This is a genomic window from Bacteroides xylanisolvens (assembly GCF_018289135.1).
GTDB lineage: Bacteria > Bacteroidota > Bacteroidia > Bacteroidales > Bacteroidaceae > Bacteroides > Bacteroides xylanisolvens.
This window is the reverse complement of sequence record NZ_CP072216.1, coordinates 110,193-130,372: the sequence shown is the minus strand read 5'-3', so window position 1 is coordinate 130,372 and position 20,180 is coordinate 110,193. Positions and strand designations below refer to the sequence as shown.

At 43.3% G+C, this 20,180-nt stretch carries 18 protein-coding genes and 1 tRNA gene; 8 read left to right on the top strand and 11 right to left on the bottom strand.

Annotated features, from left to right (window positions below; all coding sequences use genetic code 11):
- Positions 1 to 36: 36 nt before the first annotated feature.
- The 4 genes from INE92_RS00535 to INE92_RS00520 all read right to left on the bottom strand — a co-directional run bounded on the left by INE92_RS00535 (position 37) and on the right by INE92_RS00520 (position 7,015).
- Positions 37 to 1,350, bottom strand: coding sequence for a nucleobase:cation symporter-2 family protein (locus INE92_RS00535; protein ID WP_008644291.1), 1,314 nt, complete (start codon positions 1,348 to 1,350; stop codon positions 37 to 39).
- A gap of 141 nt (positions 1,351 to 1,491) precedes the next feature.
- Complete coding sequence (locus INE92_RS00530; protein ID WP_134993398.1) at positions 1,492 to 2,199, bottom strand: nucleoside-specific channel-forming Tsx family protein; 708 nt, start codon at positions 2,197 to 2,199, stop codon at positions 1,492 to 1,494.
- Positions 2,200 to 2,272: 73 nt separating this feature from the next.
- Positions 2,273 to 3,868: a SusD/RagB family nutrient-binding outer membrane lipoprotein gene (locus tag INE92_RS00525; protein WP_015532524.1), complete on the bottom strand. Its 1,596-nt coding sequence runs from the start codon at positions 3,866 to 3,868 to the stop codon at positions 2,273 to 2,275.
- Between the two features lie 15 nt (positions 3,869 to 3,883).
- Positions 3,884 to 7,015: a SusC/RagA family TonB-linked outer membrane protein gene (locus INE92_RS00520; protein WP_015532523.1), complete on the bottom strand. Its 3,132-nt coding sequence runs from the start codon at positions 7,013 to 7,015 to the stop codon at positions 3,884 to 3,886.
- 108 nt (positions 7,016 to 7,123) lie between these two features.
- Between INE92_RS00520 and INE92_RS00515 the strand changes: the two genes are divergently transcribed.
- The 3 genes from INE92_RS00515 to INE92_RS00505 all read left to right on the top strand — a co-directional run bounded on the left by INE92_RS00515 (position 7,124) and on the right by INE92_RS00505 (position 8,263).
- Positions 7,124 to 7,702, top strand: a complete 579-nt coding sequence (locus tag INE92_RS00515; protein ID WP_195436777.1) for a uracil-DNA glycosylase family protein — start codon at positions 7,124 to 7,126, stop codon at positions 7,700 to 7,702.
- 69 nt (positions 7,703 to 7,771) lie between these two features.
- The gene (locus tag INE92_RS00510; RefSeq protein ID WP_008021073.1) at positions 7,772 to 8,125 is read left to right on the top strand and encodes an arsenate reductase family protein; all 354 of its coding nucleotides are present in this window, start codon (positions 7,772 to 7,774) and stop codon (positions 8,123 to 8,125) included.
- 65 nt (positions 8,126 to 8,190) lie between these two features.
- Positions 8,191 to 8,263 (top strand) — tRNA-Trp (locus tag INE92_RS00505).
- A gap of 120 nt (positions 8,264 to 8,383) precedes the next feature.
- Here the strand turns inward: INE92_RS00505 and INE92_RS00500 are convergent.
- The 3 genes from INE92_RS00500 to INE92_RS00490 all read right to left on the bottom strand — a co-directional run bounded on the left by INE92_RS00500 (position 8,384) and on the right by INE92_RS00490 (position 11,825).
- A complete protein-coding gene (locus INE92_RS00500; protein WP_008025715.1) occupies positions 8,384 to 9,319 on the bottom strand; it encodes an ISAon1 family transposase in 936 nt (311 codons plus the stop codon).
- A 40-nt stretch (positions 9,320 to 9,359) separates the two neighbouring features.
- Positions 9,360 to 9,731: an ISAon1 family transposase N-terminal region protein gene (locus tag INE92_RS00495; protein ID WP_008640050.1), complete on the bottom strand. Its 372-nt coding sequence runs from the start codon at positions 9,729 to 9,731 to the stop codon at positions 9,360 to 9,362.
- A 249-nt stretch (positions 9,732 to 9,980) separates the two neighbouring features.
- Positions 9,981 to 11,825 (bottom strand): vWA domain-containing protein, encoded by a 1,845-nt coding sequence (locus INE92_RS00490; protein ID WP_211421279.1) that lies wholly within the window; start codon positions 11,823 to 11,825, stop codon positions 9,981 to 9,983.
- Positions 11,826 to 12,013: 188 nt separating this feature from the next.
- Between INE92_RS00490 and INE92_RS00485 the strand changes: the two genes are divergently transcribed.
- The 5 genes from INE92_RS00485 to INE92_RS00465 are packed head-to-tail and all read left to right on the top strand — an operon-like array spanning position 12,014 to position 16,139.
- On the top strand, positions 12,014 to 12,670 hold the full coding sequence (locus tag INE92_RS00485; RefSeq protein ID WP_004325081.1) for a CDP-alcohol phosphatidyltransferase family protein: 657 nt from the start codon (positions 12,014 to 12,016) through the stop codon (positions 12,668 to 12,670).
- On the top strand, positions 12,667 to 13,623 hold the full coding sequence (locus INE92_RS00480; protein WP_004325080.1) for a phosphatidate cytidylyltransferase: 957 nt from the start codon (positions 12,667 to 12,669) through the stop codon (positions 13,621 to 13,623). Before INE92_RS00485 ends, INE92_RS00480 begins: the two co-directional genes overlap by 4 nt.
- 24 nt (positions 13,624 to 13,647) lie before the next feature.
- Positions 13,648 to 14,304 (top strand): lysophospholipid acyltransferase family protein, encoded by a 657-nt coding sequence (locus INE92_RS00475; protein WP_212702053.1) that lies wholly within the window; start codon positions 13,648 to 13,650, stop codon positions 14,302 to 14,304.
- A complete protein-coding gene (locus tag INE92_RS00470) occupies positions 14,305 to 14,877 on the top strand; it encodes an RNA polymerase sigma factor (protein WP_004325078.1) in 573 nt (190 codons plus the stop codon).
- Positions 14,874 to 16,139 (top strand): energy transducer TonB, encoded by a 1,266-nt coding sequence (locus INE92_RS00465; RefSeq protein WP_087318273.1) that lies wholly within the window; start codon positions 14,874 to 14,876, stop codon positions 16,137 to 16,139. Before INE92_RS00470 ends, INE92_RS00465 begins: the two co-directional genes overlap by 4 nt.
- 117 nt (positions 16,140 to 16,256) lie before the next feature.
- On the opposite strand, the gene INE92_RS00460 is transcribed toward INE92_RS00465, so the two are convergent.
- The 4 genes from INE92_RS00460 to INE92_RS00445 all read right to left on the bottom strand — a co-directional run bounded on the left by INE92_RS00460 (position 16,257) and on the right by INE92_RS00445 (position 20,165).
- Positions 16,257 to 17,129: a pyridoxamine kinase gene (locus INE92_RS00460; protein ID WP_004304792.1), complete on the bottom strand. Its 873-nt coding sequence runs from the start codon at positions 17,127 to 17,129 to the stop codon at positions 16,257 to 16,259.
- A 335-nt stretch (positions 17,130 to 17,464) separates the two neighbouring features.
- Positions 17,465 to 18,046, bottom strand: coding sequence for a LutC/YkgG family protein (locus tag INE92_RS00455; protein WP_008644276.1), 582 nt, complete (start codon positions 18,044 to 18,046; stop codon positions 17,465 to 17,467).
- Positions 18,043 to 19,428, bottom strand: a complete 1,386-nt coding sequence (locus tag INE92_RS00450) for a lactate utilization protein B (protein WP_004304790.1) — start codon at positions 19,426 to 19,428, stop codon at positions 18,043 to 18,045. The genes INE92_RS00455 and INE92_RS00450 overlap by 4 nt, the downstream gene beginning before the upstream one ends.
- On the bottom strand, positions 19,425 to 20,165 hold the full coding sequence (locus INE92_RS00445) for a (Fe-S)-binding protein (protein WP_004304789.1): 741 nt from the start codon (positions 20,163 to 20,165) through the stop codon (positions 19,425 to 19,427). Before INE92_RS00445 ends, INE92_RS00450 begins: the two co-directional genes overlap by 4 nt.
- Positions 20,166 to 20,180: the final 15 nt, after the last annotated feature.

The following is a 20,180-nucleotide window of genomic DNA, read 5'->3' as shown; positions in this document are numbered from 1 at the left end:
ATTGATACTTGTCGGTTAATACTTAATACTTATTCATCATTCTTTTACACGTATTACTATATTTGCAATAATTGCAGTTAGGCCTCCGGTGGTGATCCCTGAAGAGAAGATACTTCGAATTGCTTCCGGGGCTTGTTGTAATACGTCCGGCATTAATTCTACTCCTAGGCCTAAGGAAAGGCTGACTGCTAATACCAGAGTTTCTTTACGGCCTATTTCTTGTGAGGAGATAATACGGATTCCTGCCGCTGCTACTGTACCGAACATTAGTAAGGTTGCACCACCCAATACAGGATCGGGCATTAAGGAGAATACGGCACCTACAATGGGAAATAATCCCAAAAGAACGAGCATTGCTGCGATATAATAACCGACATAGCGGCTGGCTACTCCGGTCAGTTGGATAATACCGTTATTCTGTGCAAAGATGGAGTTGGGGAAAGAGTTGAATATACCAGCGAGGAAGGAATTGAATCCATCTGCCATTACTCCACCGGAAACTCGTTTCAAATAGGAATCTCCTTCAATGGGAAGTCCGGAAATCATAGAGTTGGCAGTCACGTCACCTGTTGCTTCGATGGCAGTTATCAGGTAGACCAGACCAATGGCTATGAAAGAAGACACATTGAAATCAACACCATATTTAAAAGGTTGGGGAATATTAAAGCTCATCAGCATTTCTACATTCAATGCACTCATATCCACTTTTCCCAAAACAAATGCCAAACCATAACCCAGACAAAGTCCGAGTACAATGGAACTCATGCGCAGGTATTTGTTCCCACAACGGTTGAAAAATAAGACGCTAAGAAGTACCAGTGCTGCAATAGACAGGTTTTTCCAGGTAGCAAACGTACCGTTATCCATAGCTGCATATCCACCTCCGCAAGATACGATACCTACTTTTATCAGGCTCAATCCGATAAGCAGTACGACAATACCGGAAACCAGCGGAGTGATGATATTACGCAAATATTTGAATGTGCGGCTGACAATCATTTCGATAGGTGCGGCAGCCATACAGGAACCGAAAATCAACGGCAATCCGCCTACCATTCCTGTGGCGATGATAGGACCGATAAAAGAAAAACTGGTTCCCTGGATGCAGAGCAGCTTTGCTCCTATCGGACCGAAACGACGGCATTGTATAAAGGTAGATACTCCCGAAGCAAAAAGGGACATGGAAACTAGAAAGCTTGTCTTTTCTACATCCAGTTTCAAGGCACTTGCTATGATAAGCGGCGGTGTGATAATTGCTACGAAAATAGCCAAGAGATGTTGTAAAGCCGCAAACAGGGCGTCTTTAAAAGGGGGACGGTCTTCTACGCCGTAGATTAAATCAGTTTTCATTTAATAGGTTGTTCTATATATTTTGTAAGTTCCACAAAGGAATAAACGGAGATTCCTCTGAAGTTCGGATTCTTTTAGCCTGACTTCTTTTTAGTCTATTTCTTTTAACTCGCTTTTAATCCGTTTTTGGGTTCGATTTTTTTAGTTCAGCGTCCATTTCAGAGCAAGCGTCGGGATCACATAAAAGCCATCGCGACCACCGAAGTTGTTGCTCAATTCGACTTCGGAGCCAACGCTTAGATTGAAATTTTTATTTACTCCCTTGATTTGATTCAGGTTTACCCAGAATTGTGGTTCGGAGAGGAAGATAGTCTTTCCGTAGTTCGTTTCTTCACGCCACCAGTCGGCAAAGCCGGAGAAAGTGAGCAGGTTACGGCAGAAGTTTACGTACCATGTACCTGTCAACTGGAAGTTGTTAGGTGATGAATGTTTTTGAATATACTTATACATGGTGGTCAGTGTGAAACCTTTGGAGAAGGAGGCATTATTAAAGGTATACGTGGCTCCTGCCAGATAAGCATTTTTATAAGACATACCTTTGGATAATCCACCGTTATATTCAAGATGCGCAGAGAAAGGACCTTTCCAGAATTTCACTTCACGGGCTATTTCCCAATAAGCAGCAGCGACACCTTCGGAGGTATAATCCATATCGACAAAGAAATAAGTACTTCCCCAAGTATCAGGATGAAACTTCTCTACTGTGGAAGTTAACAGCGGACGACCTTGCAAATCTTTATCATACAAAGAACGTCCAAAATCATAATGTAACTGGATGTTTTGCGCCTGCAATCCCGGTACGGCAGAGAGCAACATACAAAGGAAAAGAGCAGAGATAATCTGTTTCATAAGTAAATGTGTTTAAATGAAGATGCAAAAATAGTTAAAGCTACACATATAAACACACTACTTTTATCTTTTTTTATTCCAGATTATTATTTCCCGTGTCCCACCAAAGCCTTGTACCTCCATGATCGTTTCCTCCTAAAGCTTCCACAAGCGCGGAATATTGTTCCGGGTCTTCCGTCTGCAAGGTACCGGGGAAGTTTAGACGGCGCACCATAATCTCCGTGTCGATAGAACCGTTTCTGCTATGGTTGAATCGCACGGGAAATAAACGGGGATACCCTGTTCGTCTTTGTTCTGCCCAAGCTTCGCAACCTTCCGGGAACATAGCAATCCACTTCTGTGTAATGATCTTCTCCAGTTTCGTTTCCTTATCATCCAGGCGATTCCATTTGGGAGAGACTTTACAACGGGCCTCTATATTATTTTCTTCATCATACGTGTCTATAAAGTCGGAGGCGGTCTGTTCACTTTGCAGATAATCTTCTACGCCATAGATTCCCCATTGATGGAAAGAAGTAGTTACACCGTTCTGATAACAGGTTTCTTCATCTTCATCCGTCCACCCGCGCAATGCAGCTTCGGCACGCAGAAACCAAACTTCCGAAGCAGTCATCAGAGGCGCATCGGTGCTTTGCTTGACAAACAGCTTCGACAATCCGGAATAATGACTATGAGCAAAACATGTCCCTTGACGAATTCCACGATATTGTCCTTTCAGGGTTTCATCCGTACAGCGTTCGAAATAAATTCCAAGACGGGGATCATTATACCCCACCAAGATTGATTCCATATTCGCACTCATGTAAGTTTCATTCCACACACGGTTAAGTTCTCCCAATGGATTGGTATATCCGGATTTGGTAGAAACAACGGCTCCGCCTGTTTCCGCTTCAAAGAAGCCGTAATCGTTTTCTTTTATTTTCCGTATTTCAGCACGTGCCTTATCGGGGGCAACAGAGGCAATACGCATAGCTAGACGCAAACGCAACGAATTGGCAAACTTTACCCAGGAAGGGTATTTACCATCCAACAAAATATCAAAACGTGCAAATCCATTAAATTCCGGTTTCTCCTCTATATAACCGGTGAGGGCAACCACGGCAGAATCGAGTTCATTGAAAAACTCATAATAAACATCTTTTTGTTTATCGGGACGGTAGTGGTTTTCTGCATTCGCAAAATTCTTATAAATGATGGGACCATAATAATCCGTCACACGATGCATGGCTTCTACCTTTAATATTTTCGTGATCCCGAACAAAGCAGGATGTGTATTCCGGGTAGCATTCTCCGATTGGTATATCTGCGGGAAAATATAAGAATACATATGCGTCCACATGGCGCTGTTCCAACCGTCCTGCATATTATAGTCGGAATTATGCGAACCTCCGTTCAAGGGTTTCCCGTCATGCATATATCCACCGAACATATCTGCGTTCAGATTCTGTATCAGTTGGAAAGGCCAGTTCTTCCCTTTTCCGAAATCGTAATTAAAATAAATCCCCTGCTGAATAATGCCCAAACGGATTCCATAACCATTGTCGTCAATAATCAGGTCATCATCTGTGATACCGGACAAGTCGGTATTGTAATCACGGAAATTACCGGTACATGCTACAGAAAAGAGCAGTAAGCCCAGCAAGTATAGATATACATATTTTCTCTTCATTTCTCTCTCCGACCTTTAAAATTCACATTTCAGAGTAAAGCCCAAACTACGGGTTGTAGGCATTCCGAATACTTCAATCCCTTGGTTATCATTCCCGGTGGAAAGTACCAAATCCGGATCAAAAGGAGCTTTCTTATATAAGAAACATAGATTGCGGGCCACAAACGAAAGCTGCACATCTTTCAGAACCTTCGTTTTCTGTATCCACTTCTTTGAGAAATTGTAGCTCAACGATACTTCGCGCAACCGTAAATTAGTGGCATCATACATATAATACTCTGTCACTCCGGCACGCCCGCCCACTACATTTTTATAGAATCCTTTCACATTATCGATCTGCTGACCTTCAAGCATCACATATCCTCTGTCGCGTGCATCAGCCGTAATTTCCGATACGCCATAGAGATCCATTTCCGCTTGTGTCTGTGAAAGGACTTTTCCTCCGTAACGCCAGTCAAGCAGGAAATAAAGGCTGAATCCTTTGTAAGAGAATGTGTGATCCCATCCCATCATAAAGACAGGGTTGGCATTTCCTACTTTCACCGTATTTCCGTCACCTTCCACCAATGGAAGTCCTTTGTAATCTCCTTCTGTTTCATAAACAATGTTTCTTGCGGCATCACGTACAAAGGCTTTACCGTAGATATCACCGATAGAACCACCTTTCACCAATTTCATTGCATAACTGGAAGAAAAGCTCGTAGGCCCGTAGACTAATTCTTTCAATTCGTCGTGCAGCTTCACGATCTTATTCTTGTTGGTAGAGAAGTTGATGGAAGTTTTCCAGGTGAAATCAGAAGTCAGTATCGGAGTTCCGTTCAGTGTCACTTCCCATCCTTGGTTTTGGATATTCCCAGCATTTACATATCGGAAAGCATACTTGTCACCTGCAAGAGCAGGAAGTTTGAAGAACTGATTATAAGTGTTGGTACGATAATAGGTCAGATTGATTCCTAACCGATGTTGGAAGAATCTCCATTCCGTTCCGAATTCCATGGCATGAGTCATTTCCGGCTCCATATCTTTGAAAGGAGCGGCATCATTTGCCTGTATCTCGCCACCGGCACTGATATGCGAAGCGGAATTAGTGACAAATACAGGAATATCGTTCCCCACTTTACTATAGGCACCACGCAGTTTCGCAAAAGAAATCCATTCGGGCAGCTTCACCCATTTATCAAGCAATATGGAAAGACCAACGGAAGGATAAGCAAATCCCGCTTTCTCATGTTCAGTATAAGCCAAGGTTGATGCCCAGTCATTACGAGCTGTCAAATCAAGAAATAATTTTTCCTTGTAGCCAATCTGTGCTGTACCGAAAATAGATTGAAGCTGACGATGCTCATCTATTTTCTGGTCAATACTGGCAGAACTGTTCATGATGATATTGGCAATATTAAATACATTAGCAAACTTCAGAGAAGCATTCTTAGAATCATAACGGGTCGAGTTTCTGATTCGATCATTTATACTACCGCCAATAGCCGCATCCAGTGTAAAATCTCCCCAGGTTTTCTTAAACATCGCCATGACATCACCATACATCTGCGTTTCCTGATAATCCATTTCAATATATCGACCGTTCGCTCCACACAGGGCAGTAGCGGTAGACGCATAGAATTTCTGACGCAACTTGTCAGCCCAGTAATCCATGTTGCCACGAGCTTGAATCGTCAACCAATCATTTATCTTAAAGTTTGCCGAAAGGGAAAGGATAATGCGCGTACGCGTTTCTTTACTTTGTATACGGTTCACTATCCAATATGGATTCTGTTCGAAGTCTTCGGTAAATGTATGCCAGTTTTGCACATTCAAATTCCGTTCTTCGTCATAGGTTTCAAAATGGTCTTTATAATAAGACAGATTCTCACCACGAGGAAAACGATAAAGCCCTACCAACGGATTCATATAAAAGCCTCCCGATACCGGCTTATTCTCAACAGTCTGTTTCATTACATTCACATTACCATCCAGTTTCAGACGTTTGTTGAACATGGTAGCTGTTTCGCGTAGGTTTATATTATGTTTCTTCAGCTCGTTTTTATCCATAATCCCCTTTCCGGTGGTGTTGGCATAGGAGAAATAAGTTTGTAGAGTTTCATTTCCATAGCTGACGGACACAGAAGTCATTGAAGTCAATCCGGTACGGAAAAAATCATTCAGGTTATCATGAGCTGTCAGATTCTCTTTCTCACCCCAGCTGTCTACCACATCACTGACACCGTAACGATCCTGCATTTTAGGCAGACTGAATGCTTTCTCGAAAGTTAGTCCTGTAGAGAAATTAATATTCCTTTGCCCGACAGAATTTCCTTTTTTAGTAGTGATAAGAATGACCCCGTTAGCAGCCATGCTACCATATAAAGCTGCTGCTGGAGCACCTTTCAAGATACTGATGCTTTCCACATCTTCCGGGTTCAGGTTAGAAATTCCATCACCTCCATCACGGTTGCCGGCATTCGCCGTACCTCCAATTGCCGAATAAGCCTGCTCGGAAGAGGTATTCGACATCGGCACTCCGTCTATCACATACAGCGGTTGATTATCACCGGACACCGAACGGATTCCCCGGAGACTGACTTTGGCAGAACCGCCCATACCGGAAGAGTTCTTATTGATTTGTACACCGGCCGCTTTTCCTGCCAAGGCAGTAATCATATTTATTTCTTTTACACGATTCAGTTCCTCACCTTTGATTTTCTGCGCAGAATAAGCCAGTGTAGCTTCATCCTTTTCAATTCCCAAGGCTGTTACGATGACATGGTCAAGCATCACCGCGTCTTCCTGAAGGCGTATTTCAAGCATAGTCCGACCTGTCACATTGACTTCTAAAGTCTTGTAACCTACAAAAGAAACCTGCAAGACAGCACTATCCGGAACAGATAAAAAGAATCGTCCATCAATATCGGTCACAGTACCATTGGCTCCCCCTTTTTCTCGTATTGTAGCACCGATTAGTGGTTCACCATAGACATCAATAACACGCCCTCTCACGGTATAATTGTCAGAAGGAGTTTCTATCGTCCCTCTTAACAGTTGTTGCTCCGAAGCATAACAATTCCCACCCTCCAGGAAAAATAAGCTCATTAAGAAACAACTTACTAAAATTTCTTTTTTCAATGATATAATAAGATACTGTTTGTTCATCACACCGCAAAAATAACTAAATATTTTAAATCTAGCATTTTTTCTCATTGATTTTGAGGGAAATAAACATTATCACTATTTTTGTACGAAATTAAAATGAACGATAACATGGAAATCGAAACACATCCGCTAGAACCATTTCTCCCAGCGAAATCAAAATTGCTTATGCTGGGCAGTTTCCCGCCACAGAAAAAAAGATGGTCGATGGATTTTTATTATCCAAACCTAAACAATGACATGTGGCGCATATATGGAATCTTATTCTTTAATGATAAGAATCACTTTCTGAATTCAACACTAAAATCGTTTTATCGTGAGCAAATCATAGACTTTTTGAACGAAAAGGGAATTGCCCTGTTTGATACCGCTTCATCCATCCGCCGGTTGCAGGATAACGCATCGGATAAGTTTCTCGAAGTAGTGGAGGCTACCGATGTAGCAGCATTGCTGCGACAACTTCCCGAATGCAAAGCCATCGTCACTACCGGGCAAAAAGCAACGGACACTCTCCGACAGCAATTCGAAATAGAAGAGCCGAAAGTAGGCGATTACTCCGAGTTCGTTTTTGAAGGACGCGCCATGCGGCTTTACCGGATGCCTTCATCATCAAGAGCATATCCACTGGCATTGGATAAGAAAGCAGCCGCTTACCGGATTATGTTTCAGGATTTGCAGATATTGAAGTGAGGTTTAAGTGGTAAGTATTAAGTATTAGGTATTAAGTATTACATAGTATGAATTAAATTATAAATGAATATGGCAACATTATTTTTGCAGTACCCGGCATGCAGCACATGCCAGAAAGCCAAGAAATGGTTAACAGAAAATAACATTGAGTTTACAAACCGATTAATTGTAGAAGAAAATCCTACGGCTGAAGAATTAAAAGCATGGATTCCACGCAGCGGTTTACCGGTGAAGAAATTCTTCAACACGAGCGGATTAGTATATAAAGAGCTGAAACTAAGCGAGAAGCTGCCTGCTATGAGTGAGGAAGAACAGATAGCACTCTTGGCAACGAACGGTAAATTGGTGAAACGCCCATTGGTAGTGACAGACAGCTTTGTTCTGGTCGGTTTCAAGCCCGATGAGTGGGAAAAATTAAAATAATTCAAAACTTATTTACCCGAATGTTTGGAGATTCAGAAGTTTCTACTACCTTTGCAGCCGCAAACACGGGAGTAGCTCAGTTGGTAGAGCACCGGTCTCCAAAACCGGGTGTCGGGAGTTCGAGCCTCTCCTCCCGTGCAGAGTTAAATAGCTGTAAACGATAAGTTTATGGCTATTTTTCGTTTTAGGTCAGACGAATTTCGGACGAAATTAAGGCTCAGTTGTAATTCTTGGGGGATTAAGTTTAGTCAATTCCCTTCATGCATATACCTTTGCTAGCCTAAAAAGGAAGAAGCTCATATCCACTACTCCTCTAAATGATGCCCTAAATGCTTTGATTTTAGCATTAAATGCTTCCGCTGCTGCATTTGTACTCCTGTTCACAAAGAAGTTCAGAATCCTTTCATAATGATTCTCAATAGAGTTTGCTACTGTTGTGAATGTATCGTATCCATATTCTTCAATCTTATTATACCATAGTGCCAGCTTTGCTCTTGCTACATCCTTGTCATAGTTTGTGGAAAAGATCTTTCCCAACTCCAATGAGTAGTAATATACGTGCTTAATATCTTCAAACTGCTTGAAAAGTAATTCTGCCCTGATTTTCTGACTCTTGGTCCATTTATCAGGTGATTTAAATAATAAATATCTGCTTCTGGCCAATAATTGCCTGAGTGTATCTCCGTTTTCGAGTTCTTCTGCTTTATATACTTCCCCCTTCTCTTTTGCCGCTTTCATAGCTTTATTCTCCTCTTTTATCACTTGCCATCTATATGTAATGCGCAACTCTTGTACAGCTTCGTATACAAGTTTTTGTACATGAAACCTATCAATCACCTGCATGGCACGTGGAAAGCACGTTTTGGCAATCTTTTGCATGCTCCCGGCCATATCCAGTGTAATTTCTTTGACCTGATTACGCAGCTCCTGTGGCATCTTTGTAAGTACCGCAATGATATCATCGGTTTTAGTGCCCTGAATTACAGCTATAATAGAACCTTTCCTACCTCGCTTATCTCTATTTATTAAGATGGTATAAAGATCTCCCTTACTTAAAGCCGTTTCGTCAATACATAGGTGATAACCCATATTCTTTGGATAAAGGATATACTCTTGGGCATGTGCTCTCTGATCCCAATTCTGGAAGTCACTCAGGTGGTCTTTATATTGGCTTTGAAGCTGTTTGCCATCCATACAGTAATGCTCAGCTACACTTTGGCAGCTAACGGCGTGATTATCTAAGTAATTCTTTTAAAAAAGCACCGAACTCAGCGGTTATGCGAGTACCGGTGGCTACCAAACTCCAGTCACGACTATATGTCTGCCCAGTGGATGGATCTTCCCAGCGACGACGCTTGATACGTAAATAAACGGCTTTACCACGGATAGGGAAGTCCTGAACTTCAATCTCAGGGAGGAAACCTTTTGAGTGAAGATGGAGATCAGAGTACTCAGCAGGAATAGTGGCTTTCTCCTCTAAATAAAGAATAAAGCAAGTATCCTGAGAAACATGATTGACTAGGGTAAAGTAATCAAGGATTCCTGAAGGCAAGAACAAGCTTAAAGAAGCAACAGGATCAATCGTTTGGGAAGAGGATGTTTTCATGATGCAAAAATAAGAATTTTAACGCAATCCCCCAAGGTTTCAGACTGAGGCGAAATTAATTATAGTGACGGTATCCGGCAAAGATAGTGACGGTATACAACAGTGATAGCGTCACTATCCCGAGCATATACCGTCACTATTATTTTCCAGGACTATCTATCTGGAATTGTACGTTTATTCATATCAGTGAATATTACGCATAATAATATGATGTACATTTCCAATGACTCCTGTTTGCTTTCCTAGTTCTTAATTTGTTCTTTCTAATCCTTTAGCAGCCTCAACCAAACGAATGAATTCTCTTCTATATCCTTTATCATCGTTATTCAGTCCCTGTTTGGCCAGATCAATCACTTTGTCGTAACTGGCATTTCCTTTAAAGTCAGACTCCCGGAGTAACTGTCCGAACATAGCCACTGCAGAAGCAAAGCGGAAATCGGAAGAAACATTATTTCCTTTATTATCTACGAAAGGAAGTTCCAGTTTCTTGCTGACATCTTTATCCGGGGCTTTATAACGCAGTTTCACAGTCAGGAGTTCATTAGAGCCTGTCGGCTTCACGGATACTTTCTCTTTCTTCTGATATTTCAAGTCGTCTATTTTACCTACATATTCATTCTTTACTCCTGTAGGAATCACTTCGTAAAAGGCTGTCACTGTATGTCCCGCACCCATATCTCCGGCATCTTTAGCGTCATTATTAAAGTCCTCGTCTTTCAACAGACGACTTTCGTAACCAACCAGACGATATGCCTGCACTTGGGAAGGATTAAATTCGACTTGCAGTTTGACGTCTTTTGCCACTGTATGCAGCGTAGCACCGAATTCGCCTACCAAAACACGGTTGGCCTCCTGCAAGTTATCTATATAAGCATGATTGCCATTTCCCTTTTCAGCCAACACCTGAATCTTCTTATCTTTATAATTACCCATGCCATAACCCAGTACGGTAAGGAATACTCCACTCTTGCGTTCTTTTTCAATCAATTGTTCCAATCCTTCAGCGGAAGAAACGCCCACATTAAAATCACCATCGGAGCAAAGTATGATACGGTTATTGCCGTTAGAGATCAGATTCTTCTTGGCTATTTTATACGCTAACAAGATACCTGCACCACCTGCCGTAGAGCCACCCGCCGTTAATTCATCTATCGCTTCGCGAATCTTCTGTTTGTCGCTACCCGGAGTTGCTTCCAGTTTCACACCGGCACTGCCTGAATAAGTCACAATCGCTACTTTATCTTTATCACGTAAGTTATTTACCAATAATTTGAGAGATGACTTCACCAAATCCAACCGGTTGGCTCCCCACATAGAACCGGAGACATCAATCAGGAATACCAGATTAGATGCAGGCAGATTATCCGTCGGGATTTCTTTTGCTTTCAGGCCGATACGTACAAGACGATGATTGGTATTCCAGGGACAGACTCCGGATTCCATGGTAATTTTCACAGGATCACTTCCTGTCGGCTTCGGATAATCATAAGAAAAGTAGTTCACTAATTCTTCTGTACGGATAGCATCAACCGGAGGCAGTTCACCTTTATTGATAAAACGACGCATATTACTATAAGAAGCGGCGTCTACATCAATAGAGAAAGTAGAAAGCGGAGCATCCGACACACTCTTGAAACCATTCTCCTGAAACTCTCCGTATTCTTCCGCATTTACAGCATCATACATGATTCCCGGAGTCGGACATACTGCCTTGTAAGCAGTAGACATTACTTTTGCAGCTCTTGTCTCATGGCCGTATCCTACCACCACACATTCTTCCAATACCAGTTCGTCGGCTTTCATTTTCACATCCAGCATGGCCGATTTTACCACCCTTCTCTCTTGCTTATACCCGATATACTGGAACAACAACGTTTCCCCTTTCTTAGCCTGTATCGTGTACCGGCCATTCATATTCGTTACCGTACCTTTCGTAGTACCCTTTATCTGTACCGAACAGCCAACAAGCGGAGTTCCATCCTTTGCATCCGTCACAGTACCCGACACGGTAATAGCTTGCGCGTTCACCATACCTAAAGAAACAACTGCCATCAGCAGTACGAGCATCATTGCTCTGAATTGATTTGTTTTCATAACTTCATTATTTAAAATGTTACTAATAGTTCGCTTTTACTATAGAGATGCAGATTTCACACTGATTCCATAAATGACTTGAACTTTTTTTATCCGGCAGAAAAAAGAGTCCTTTCAAAATTCTCCCTTATTCCTTTGCCACTCATCAGATGATGTGTATATTTGCGAATCATAAACATATCACAAATATGAAAAACGAAGTCGACGGAAGGCGGGAAATAGCCTCGCGAAACACGGCCTGGGCTAATAACATTGCCCGCAAACTAACTCGTTGGGGTGTCACTCCCAATCAAATTTCCATGATGAGTGTATTCTTCGCTATGGTAGGTTGCCTCCTGCTGATTGGCACAGTTATTTATCCCGGCTTCAATAAATATGTAGCCTATATCCTGTTCATCGTTTGTATGCAGTCGCGGTTGCTCTGCAACCTGTTCGATGGGATGGTCGCCATTGAAGGAGGAAAAAAAAGTGCCAACGGAGATCTTTATAACGATATGCCTGACCGCTTTGCCGATGCATTGTTCATCATTCCCGTCGGGTATGTAGCAGGTGGATTCGGAGTCGAATTGGGATGGCTGGGCGCCCTTCTTGCTGTTATGACAGCTTATTTCCGCTGGATAGGAGCCTATAAAACACATCAGCATTTCTTTAATGGTCCGATGGCCAAACAACACCGCATGGCGTTGCTGACACTGACCTTTGTAGTCGCCACCTGCACCATCCATTCAGGATACGACCGGATGGTATGCTTCATCGCTCTAATCATTATCAACATCGGTCTTATCGCGACACTGATACATCGCCTGTACCTCATGTCACACACAACAAACACTGAAATAAAATGAAAAATCTACTGGATAAAATATTCCCTACATTAAGCGATGAACTGATTATTGTCATCTCGCTTATCATCGGACTGCTTGTTACGGCAAGCCTTATTCTTTTCCTTGTAAAAAAGATATCTCCGAAAACAAATATCAGCGAACTCGCCGCACGCACGCGCTCATGGTGGATTATGGCGGGTATGTTTATCGGCGCTGTATTTATCAGCTATAACATTTCTTATTTCTTCCTTGCCTTTCTCTCTTTCATTGCTTTCAGAGAACTTTATTCTGTATTGGGATTCAGAGAGGCAGATCGCGGAGCACTGTTTTGGGGCATACTGGCTATCCCCATTCAATATTACCTGGCTTACCTTGCCTGGTATGGAGCATTCATCATCTTCATTCCGGTAGTCATGTTCCTCGTATTGCCTTTACGGCTGGTTTTAAAGGGAGACACACACGGAATCACCAAGTCGATGGCACTCTTGCAATGGATTCTGATGCTTTCCGTATTCGGTATCAGCCACCTCGCTTATCTCCTGTCGCTTCCCGAACTACCGGGATTCAGTTCCGGAGGACGGGGTCTGCTGTTGTTCCTTGTATTCCTTACGGAAATCAATGACATCATGCAATTTATCTGGGGCAAACTTCTCGGACGGCATAAGATTCTTCCGAAAGTAAGTCCGAACAAGACATGGGAAGGTTTCCTGGGTGGTGTCATCAGTACCACTGTCATTGGTTACTTTCTCGGTTTCCTGACTCCCCTCTCCGCTCCCAACGTTATTCTGGTTAGCGCCCTCCTTGCGATTGCCGGATTCTCGGGAGACGTGGTCATCTCCGCTATCAAGAGAGATAAAGGAATTAAAGATATGGGGAACAGTATTCCCGGTCATGGAGGAGTATTCGACCGGATAGATTCGCTGTCCTACACTGCTCCTGTATTTTTTCATTTAGTTTATTACATTGCATATTAAACGGAGAGAATGGAAAAAAGATTCATGCAAGCTACTGCGATGCAGATTATATATAAAGGTGTTTTCCAATGGTTCCTGAAATTAATCGTAGGGGTTCAGTTCACCGATTGCCGCTTCCTTAAAAAAGAAAAGCAATTCATTATCCTTGCCAACCATAACAGTCACCTGGACACCCTAAGCCTGTTGGCTTCCCTGCCCGGCGATCTTTTGTGGAAAGTCAAACCCGTAGCAGCAGAAGACTATTTCGGGAAAACCCGCTTTCAGGCTTCCATCAGCAACTTTTTCATCAATACGCTTCTTATCAGAAGAAAAGGGGAAAAAGATTCGGAGCACGATCCGATCCGTAAGATGCTTGAAGCCATTGATGCCGGGTATTCACTGATTCTCTTTCCGGAAGGAACCAGAGGGAAACCGGAGCAGATGGGAAAAATAAAATCCGGCATTGCCCGTATCCTGTCGCTACGACCTGAAGTGAAATATATTCCTGTATTCATGACCGGTATGGGACGCTCTTTACCCAAAGGAAAGATGATCCTGTTGCCATACAAAGCATCTATCTATTATGGTATGCCCGCTTTGGTAAAGAATACGGATACACATGAAATATTAGAGCAGATAACAGGTGATTTTGAAAGAATGAAAGAAAAATATCAAGTTGTTATCGACGAAGAAGAGGAATAGATGTTGTTTTTCAAAAGAAACATATCGAAACTATCGGACGAGGAATTACTGATACACTATACGAAGTCCGGCGATACGGAATATTTCGGTGAATTATATAACCGATATATCCCGTTACTGTACGGACTTTGCCTGAAATACCTGCATGATGAAGACCGGGCACAGGAAGCAGTCATGCAGTTGTTTGAAGATTTATTGCCTAAACTGGGAAATTATGAGATAAAAGTTTTCAAGCCATGGCTCTACCGGGTGGCGAAGAATCATTGCCTGCAACTTTTACGGAAGGAAAATAAAGAAATTCCGTTAGATTATACGGTTAATATTATGGAATCTGACGAATTTCTGCATCTATTAAGTGAAGAGGAAAGTTCGGAGGAACAACTGAAGGCATTACATCATTGTCTCGAAAAGTTGCCCGAAGAACAACGGACCAGTATTACGCGTTTCTTTCTGGAAGAGATGTCGTATGCCGACATTGTGGAACAGACCGGATTTACTCTGAACAATGTGAAAAGCTATATCCAGAACGGAAAGCGAAATTTAAAAATTTGTATCAAGAAACAAGCCCTATGAAACTATTGGACTACATACGAGGACTCCGCAAAGGAAAAGAGGCCCACCGACTGGAACGAGAGTCGATGCAGGATCCTTTCCTGGCCGATGCTATGGATGGTTACAGCCAGGTGGAGGGAAATCACGAACAACGGATCGAGAAACTGCGGATGCAGGTTTCAGCTCATTCGGCAAAGAAAAAGAACACCCGTGCTATCACTTGGAGCATCGCTGCCTGTCTGGCTATCGGATTCGGTGTCAGCAGTTATTTCCTGTTCCTGAAAAAGAGTATGACGGACGAAGTGTTCATTGCCAAAGAGAGTGTTTCCTCCAAGTTGGCTGAACCCGCAATTCCGCCCACTCCGGCTATTCCTGCAACTCCAACAGTTCCGGCAACTCCACAAAAGGAAATCGCATTGGCTACCGCAAAGGTAAAAACAGATTCCACTCCTGCTTCCGAAGATTCCACTCCTGTTTCCGAAATTACTGCGAGACAAGCGGATAAGAAAGATATGATTGCCAAAATCCAAGCGACTTCCCAACCACAACAAGGTGTGCCGGTGATGGAGGAAGTGTCGGAAGAGACTGCCGCATTGCAAGAAGTAGTAGCAACGATGGATACTTTCGAATCTGAATCTGATAAGAAAATGAAGTTGGCTAAGGTAGCGACTATCCTTCCTCAAAAGAACATGATTAAAGGGAGGGTGACCGACGAAAAAGGAGAACCGCTTATCGGAGCCAGTGTGACATATAAAGGAACGAATATCGGAACCATCACAAATATGAATGGAGAATTTTCGTTAGTCAAAAAGGATGATAAGAAACGATTGACAGCGGAGTATATCGGATATAATCCGGTAGAAATCCGGATAGATACCAACCGGACGATGCTCATTGCCATGAACGAAAACAAACAGGCACTCAATGAAGTGGTGGTAGTGGGATACGGCGCTAAGAAAAATAAGAAATCAACAACTACCGGAAATGTTGTGACGGTTAAGGAACAGGCAAAGAAAGAGATTACTCCGCAACCTGTCATCGGTAAACGTAGCTATCAAAAATACCTGAAAGAGAATCTCGTTCGTCCAACGGATGATAACTGTAAAGATATTAAAGGGGAGGTAGTCCTTTCTTTCTTTGTTGATGAAGAAGGAAAGCCACAAAATATCACTGTTATTCATGGATTATGTGAATTCGCTGATAAAGAAGCCATCCGGCTTGTCAAAGAAGGGCCTAAGTGGACAAGTGGAAAACTCCCGGCAAGAGTAACAGTACGATTCTGAACTTAATAAATACCAATAAGAAGGCACATTTGTGCCAACACAGTGGCACAAATGTGCAAACAAGGTGGCATTGTTGTGCCAACCTATTGGCATAGTAATAACAACACAAAGCCTATCTTAAATCAGTTCGTAACTAGCCATCTGTATTGGCATATCCAAATTATGAAGCACTTTCTCCAATAGAATACCCTCGCGGTTATCATATTCATACCCGAAAGTGGCACGGATACCTTGCAGGATAAACTGTGTGGCACGGTCCAATGCCATCGGCAGACTGTCTCCCTGCATCAAAGAGCCGGTGATGACACTGGTAAAAGTATCGCCCGTGCCGGGATAATGTGCAGGCAGATAAGGGCAGGTCACTTTCCAGTAGCGGTTTCCCTGACGGTTATATGCATAGACAGATGTTTTATGAGGCTCATCATGTACAGGAACACTGGTGATGATAACCACTTGCGGACCTTTGTCGGACAAAAGACGAAGATATTCTTTCAGTTCTTCATCCGTGTTATCTGCTTTATAGGGTTTATCCAATAAATAAAACAGTTCCGTCAGATTGGGGGTAATCACATCTGCTTTCGTGATTAAGTGGCGCATTTCTTTTATCATCTCTCCATCAAAGTTGGTGTATAATCGTCCGTTATCTCCCAACACCGGATCGGCAACGATCAGGCTGTCCGGCCGACGAAAGTCCCTGATAAAATCAGAAACAATCTGAATTTGTCTCGGAGAACCCAAGTATCCGGTATAGATAGCGTCGAACTCTACCTCCAGTTTCTTCCATTGGGCAATAATCTTCGGCATCTCGTCCGTCAGGTCGAGAAAGGAGAAACCGGGATATTGCGTATGATTGGATAATACAGCCGTAGGAAGCGGACAGACCTGAAAACCCATAGATGAAAGAATAGGAATGACGACGGTCAGAGATACGCGCCCCATTCCTGAAAGGTCATGGACGGCGGCTATTTTCTTTACTTTATTGGCATACATATAATTTATAATTAAACGTTTTACTACTCTTATCCTACGAACTCATTTATCTACTATGGACAAACAGAAACAGATATTCTATTTACATCAAAGGACATTCGACTATATTCTCCAAAAGCCTCTACTACATTAGATGAAAGCCGGACTTTATCCAAACAGAGCCTCTATTTACATCAAACGGAAGCTCTGTTTATATGAAACAAAGGCTCTATTTCTTACCAATAGAGCCTCTGTTTTTACAGCGTCAACAGAGTCTCCATTTCGTTTGTACTAACAAATATAAAACTCCATTGTTTTGAAACCAAATTTATTTTAGAATAATCAACAGAGAAACATTAGGTTAATATCACTAACACGTCCCGTGCCCCATGCGCTCCCATCACTAAAGCCTGCTCAATATCAGCAGTCTTTGACGGACCGGAGATGAACGTTCCGAACTGATATTCCTGTCCGTCCAGTTCGCGGTAGGCGTCATACATGGTATCTACAATTTTATTCCGGTCGAGCAGAATAACCAACTTTTCCGAGATAAAATAGATTGCTTTATATTTCACCGCCTGCGGTATCCAGATGGCTCCGTTTTCGGCCACTCCGATTTCTCCTTTCACTACGGCAACATCTGTGCCGTCCAACTCTTTCGGATCATCCAAATTATCGGGATTGAATGTAGCGCAGGAAATATCCGGCAATACGGAAGCAATGCGCATGGCGTCCGGATAAGTCCGGCGTATGACCGCATTCACATCTTCCCCTTCACCCAATACAACTGCCGTACCCCCCACCGCACGGCTGATTGCACAGAACTGTTCTATCTTATCAGGATATGACAATCGTTTCATATCCGCAATATCCGGTTTATCATAACGCGTCTGCGTATGCTGGCGGATGCTGGCTAATATATCTTCTCTGCTGCTCATTTGGATTCCTCCTTTCCCTGTACTTTGTTTTTCTTCCACATTTCATTGAACGACTCGCTGGCAAATTCCGGCAGTTCACGCCCCTTTCCCCAATCGTCGAGATCGTTGTATTTCATGAAACGGGGCAGGCCATTTACCACCGGGGCTGCCCACAAGGCTGCGTTGAACAATGCCGGACGCTCCATCAGGAATTTCATACCACCGGACATGATCTTCTTTCCCGTATTGGCTTTCCCCAGTCCGTCCAAATCCTGACGCCATTTGTAAATTTGTTCGGCCAAATCTACTTTCACCGGACAGACATCGGAACAGGACATACACAGAGAACAGGCTGAAAGATTATCATAATACTTCTCCGGAGCGTGAGCCATACCCAAGTTGATGCCAATAGGTCCGGGGATGAAATACGTATAAGAGTAACCTCCACTGCGGCGGTACACCGGGCAGGTATTCATGCACGCACCACAACGAATACAGTTCAATGTCTTGATATGGTCGGGCTTGGATAGTAAGGCACTCCGGCCGTTGTCTACGATGATAATATGGTATTCACCGCCTTCGCGGGGACGGCGGTAATGAGAGGTATATGTTGTCACCGGTTGTCCGGTGGCCGAACGGGCGAGTAATCGGGTGAACACACCCAATGCGTCCAAATCCGGGACGATCTTTTCCATACCGAAAGCGGCAATGTTCAGTTTCGGGTAGGAAGTACCCATATCGGCATTTCCTTCATTGGTACAGACCACAATGTCACCGGTTGAAGCGACGGCAAAGTTGGCGCCTGTCATGGCGGCTTCGGCATTGAGGAAGAGATGACGCAGGTTCTTACGTGCGGCATGAGTCAGGTAGGTCGGATCAAAGTTTCCCTTTTCCGTGCCCATCTCCTTTTCGAATAGTTCGCCTACCTGTTCCCGTTTGATGTGAATGGCGGGCAGTACGATGTGGCTCGGTTCGAGATGCATCAGTTGCAGGATGCGTTCGCCCAAATCGGACTCTACGACATCGATGCCCCGCTCCATCAGGAAAGGATTCAATCCACACTCTTCGGCGAGCATGGACTTGCTCTTGATGAAATGGTGGACGTTATGCTCATTCAGTATTTCGTAGACGATGGCGCAGTATTCATCGGCATCTTTTGCCCAATGTACGATGGCGCCGTTGGCGGTAGCATTCTTCTCAAACTCCAGCAGAAGTTCTTCGAGGTGGCTGTTGGAGTATAGTTTCAACTCGCAAGCCTTGTTGCGCAACTCTTCCCATTCGGGAACTTCCTTGCTCATCTTGTCCCTTTTGGCACGGACCATCCAAAGGGTTTCATTATGCCATGCTGCCATCTTGCTGTCCTGCAAGAACTTTTCGGCAGCCTTTGAATGTTTTGTACTCATGATTGCGACGCTAGAATTTCTACAATATGGATAATCTGAATAGGCAGATGCTCCCGTTTGATGACACCTTGCATGTGCATCAGGCAGGAACTGTCCGCTCCGACAATATACTCGGCTCCGGTAGCGATGTGATCTTTTACCTTATCACGCCCCATGCAGACGGAGACTGCCTGCTCTTCCACCGCAAACATTCCGCCAAAGCCGCAACACTCGTCAATATGGCTGGGCTCGAATACTTCGATGCCTTCTACCAGATTGAGCAGGTCACGCAATTTATTGTAATAAGGGATGTTCAGTTCGGTGGGAGCGGAAATCAACAGTTCGCGAACCCCATGACAGCTATTGTGAATACTGACTTTATGAGGAAAGCGTGCAGGAATTTTGGAAGGTTTCAAGACATCGTGAATGAACTCACAAATATCATAAATCTTTCCCGCACTCTGACAAACATGTCCTTCTTTCTCCAAGATGCCCGGATGATTCTCTTTCACAAATGCCACACAACTGGCGGAAGGGCCGACGATGTAATCGTATTCCCGAAACAGATCGTCAAAACGGAGTGCCAATTTCATCGATTCATCTTCAAAACCGGCATTTGCCATCGGTTGTCCGCAACAAGTCTGATCCAACGGATAATCGACGTCTACTCCCAAACTTTTCAATAGTCTATACGATGCCACTCCCACATTGGGGTAAATAGCATTGATATAACAAGGAATAAACAAACCTACTTTCATACTATATTTTGTAAT

What these genes read in the sequence shown, in the direction of transcription:
- INE92_RS00535 (WP_008644291.1), bottom strand. Translation starts at nt 1,350, where the DNA reads ATGAAAACTGATTTAATCTACGGCGTAGAAGACCGTCCCCCTTTTAAA.
- INE92_RS00530 (WP_134993398.1), bottom strand. Translation starts at nt 2,199, where the DNA reads ATGAAACAGATTATCTCTGCTCTTTTCCTTTGTATGTTGCTCTCTGCC.
- INE92_RS00525 (WP_015532524.1), bottom strand. Translation starts at nt 3,868, where the DNA reads ATGAAGAGAAAATATGTATATCTATACTTGCTGGGCTTACTGCTCTTT.
- INE92_RS00520 (WP_015532523.1), bottom strand. Translation starts at nt 7,015, where the DNA reads ATGAACAAACAGTATCTTATTATATCATTGAAAAAAGAAATTTTAGTA.
- INE92_RS00515 (WP_195436777.1), top strand. Translation starts at nt 7,124, where the DNA reads ATGGAAATCGAAACACATCCGCTAGAACCATTTCTCCCAGCGAAATCA.
- INE92_RS00510 (WP_008021073.1), top strand. Translation starts at nt 7,772, where the DNA reads ATGGCAACATTATTTTTGCAGTACCCGGCATGCAGCACATGCCAGAAA.
- INE92_RS00500 (WP_008025715.1), bottom strand. Translation starts at nt 9,319, where the DNA reads ATGGATGGCAAACAGCTTCAAAGCCAATATAAAGACCACCTGAGTGAC.
- INE92_RS00495 (WP_008640050.1), bottom strand. Translation starts at nt 9,731, where the DNA reads ATGAAAACATCCTCTTCCCAAACGATTGATCCTGTTGCTTCTTTAAGC.
- INE92_RS00490 (WP_211421279.1), bottom strand. Translation starts at nt 11,825, where the DNA reads ATGAAAACAAATCAATTCAGAGCAATGATGCTCGTACTGCTGATGGCA.
- INE92_RS00485 (WP_004325081.1), top strand. Translation starts at nt 12,014, where the DNA reads ATGAAAAACGAAGTCGACGGAAGGCGGGAAATAGCCTCGCGAAACACG.
- INE92_RS00480 (WP_004325080.1), top strand. Translation starts at nt 12,667, where the DNA reads ATGAAAAATCTACTGGATAAAATATTCCCTACATTAAGCGATGAACTG.
- INE92_RS00475 (WP_212702053.1), top strand. Translation starts at nt 13,648, where the DNA reads ATGCAAGCTACTGCGATGCAGATTATATATAAAGGTGTTTTCCAATGG.
- INE92_RS00470 (WP_004325078.1), top strand. Translation starts at nt 14,305, where the DNA reads ATGTTGTTTTTCAAAAGAAACATATCGAAACTATCGGACGAGGAATTA.
- INE92_RS00465 (WP_087318273.1), top strand. Translation starts at nt 14,874, where the DNA reads ATGAAACTATTGGACTACATACGAGGACTCCGCAAAGGAAAAGAGGCC.
- INE92_RS00460 (WP_004304792.1), bottom strand. Translation starts at nt 17,129, where the DNA reads ATGTATGCCAATAAAGTAAAGAAAATAGCCGCCGTCCATGACCTTTCA.
- INE92_RS00455 (WP_008644276.1), bottom strand. Translation starts at nt 18,046, where the DNA reads ATGAGCAGCAGAGAAGATATATTAGCCAGCATCCGCCAGCATACGCAG.
- INE92_RS00450 (WP_004304790.1), bottom strand. Translation starts at nt 19,428, where the DNA reads ATGAGTACAAAACATTCAAAGGCTGCCGAAAAGTTCTTGCAGGACAGC.
- INE92_RS00445 (WP_004304789.1), bottom strand. Translation starts at nt 20,165, where the DNA reads ATGAAAGTAGGTTTGTTTATTCCTTGTTATATCAATGCTATTTACCCC.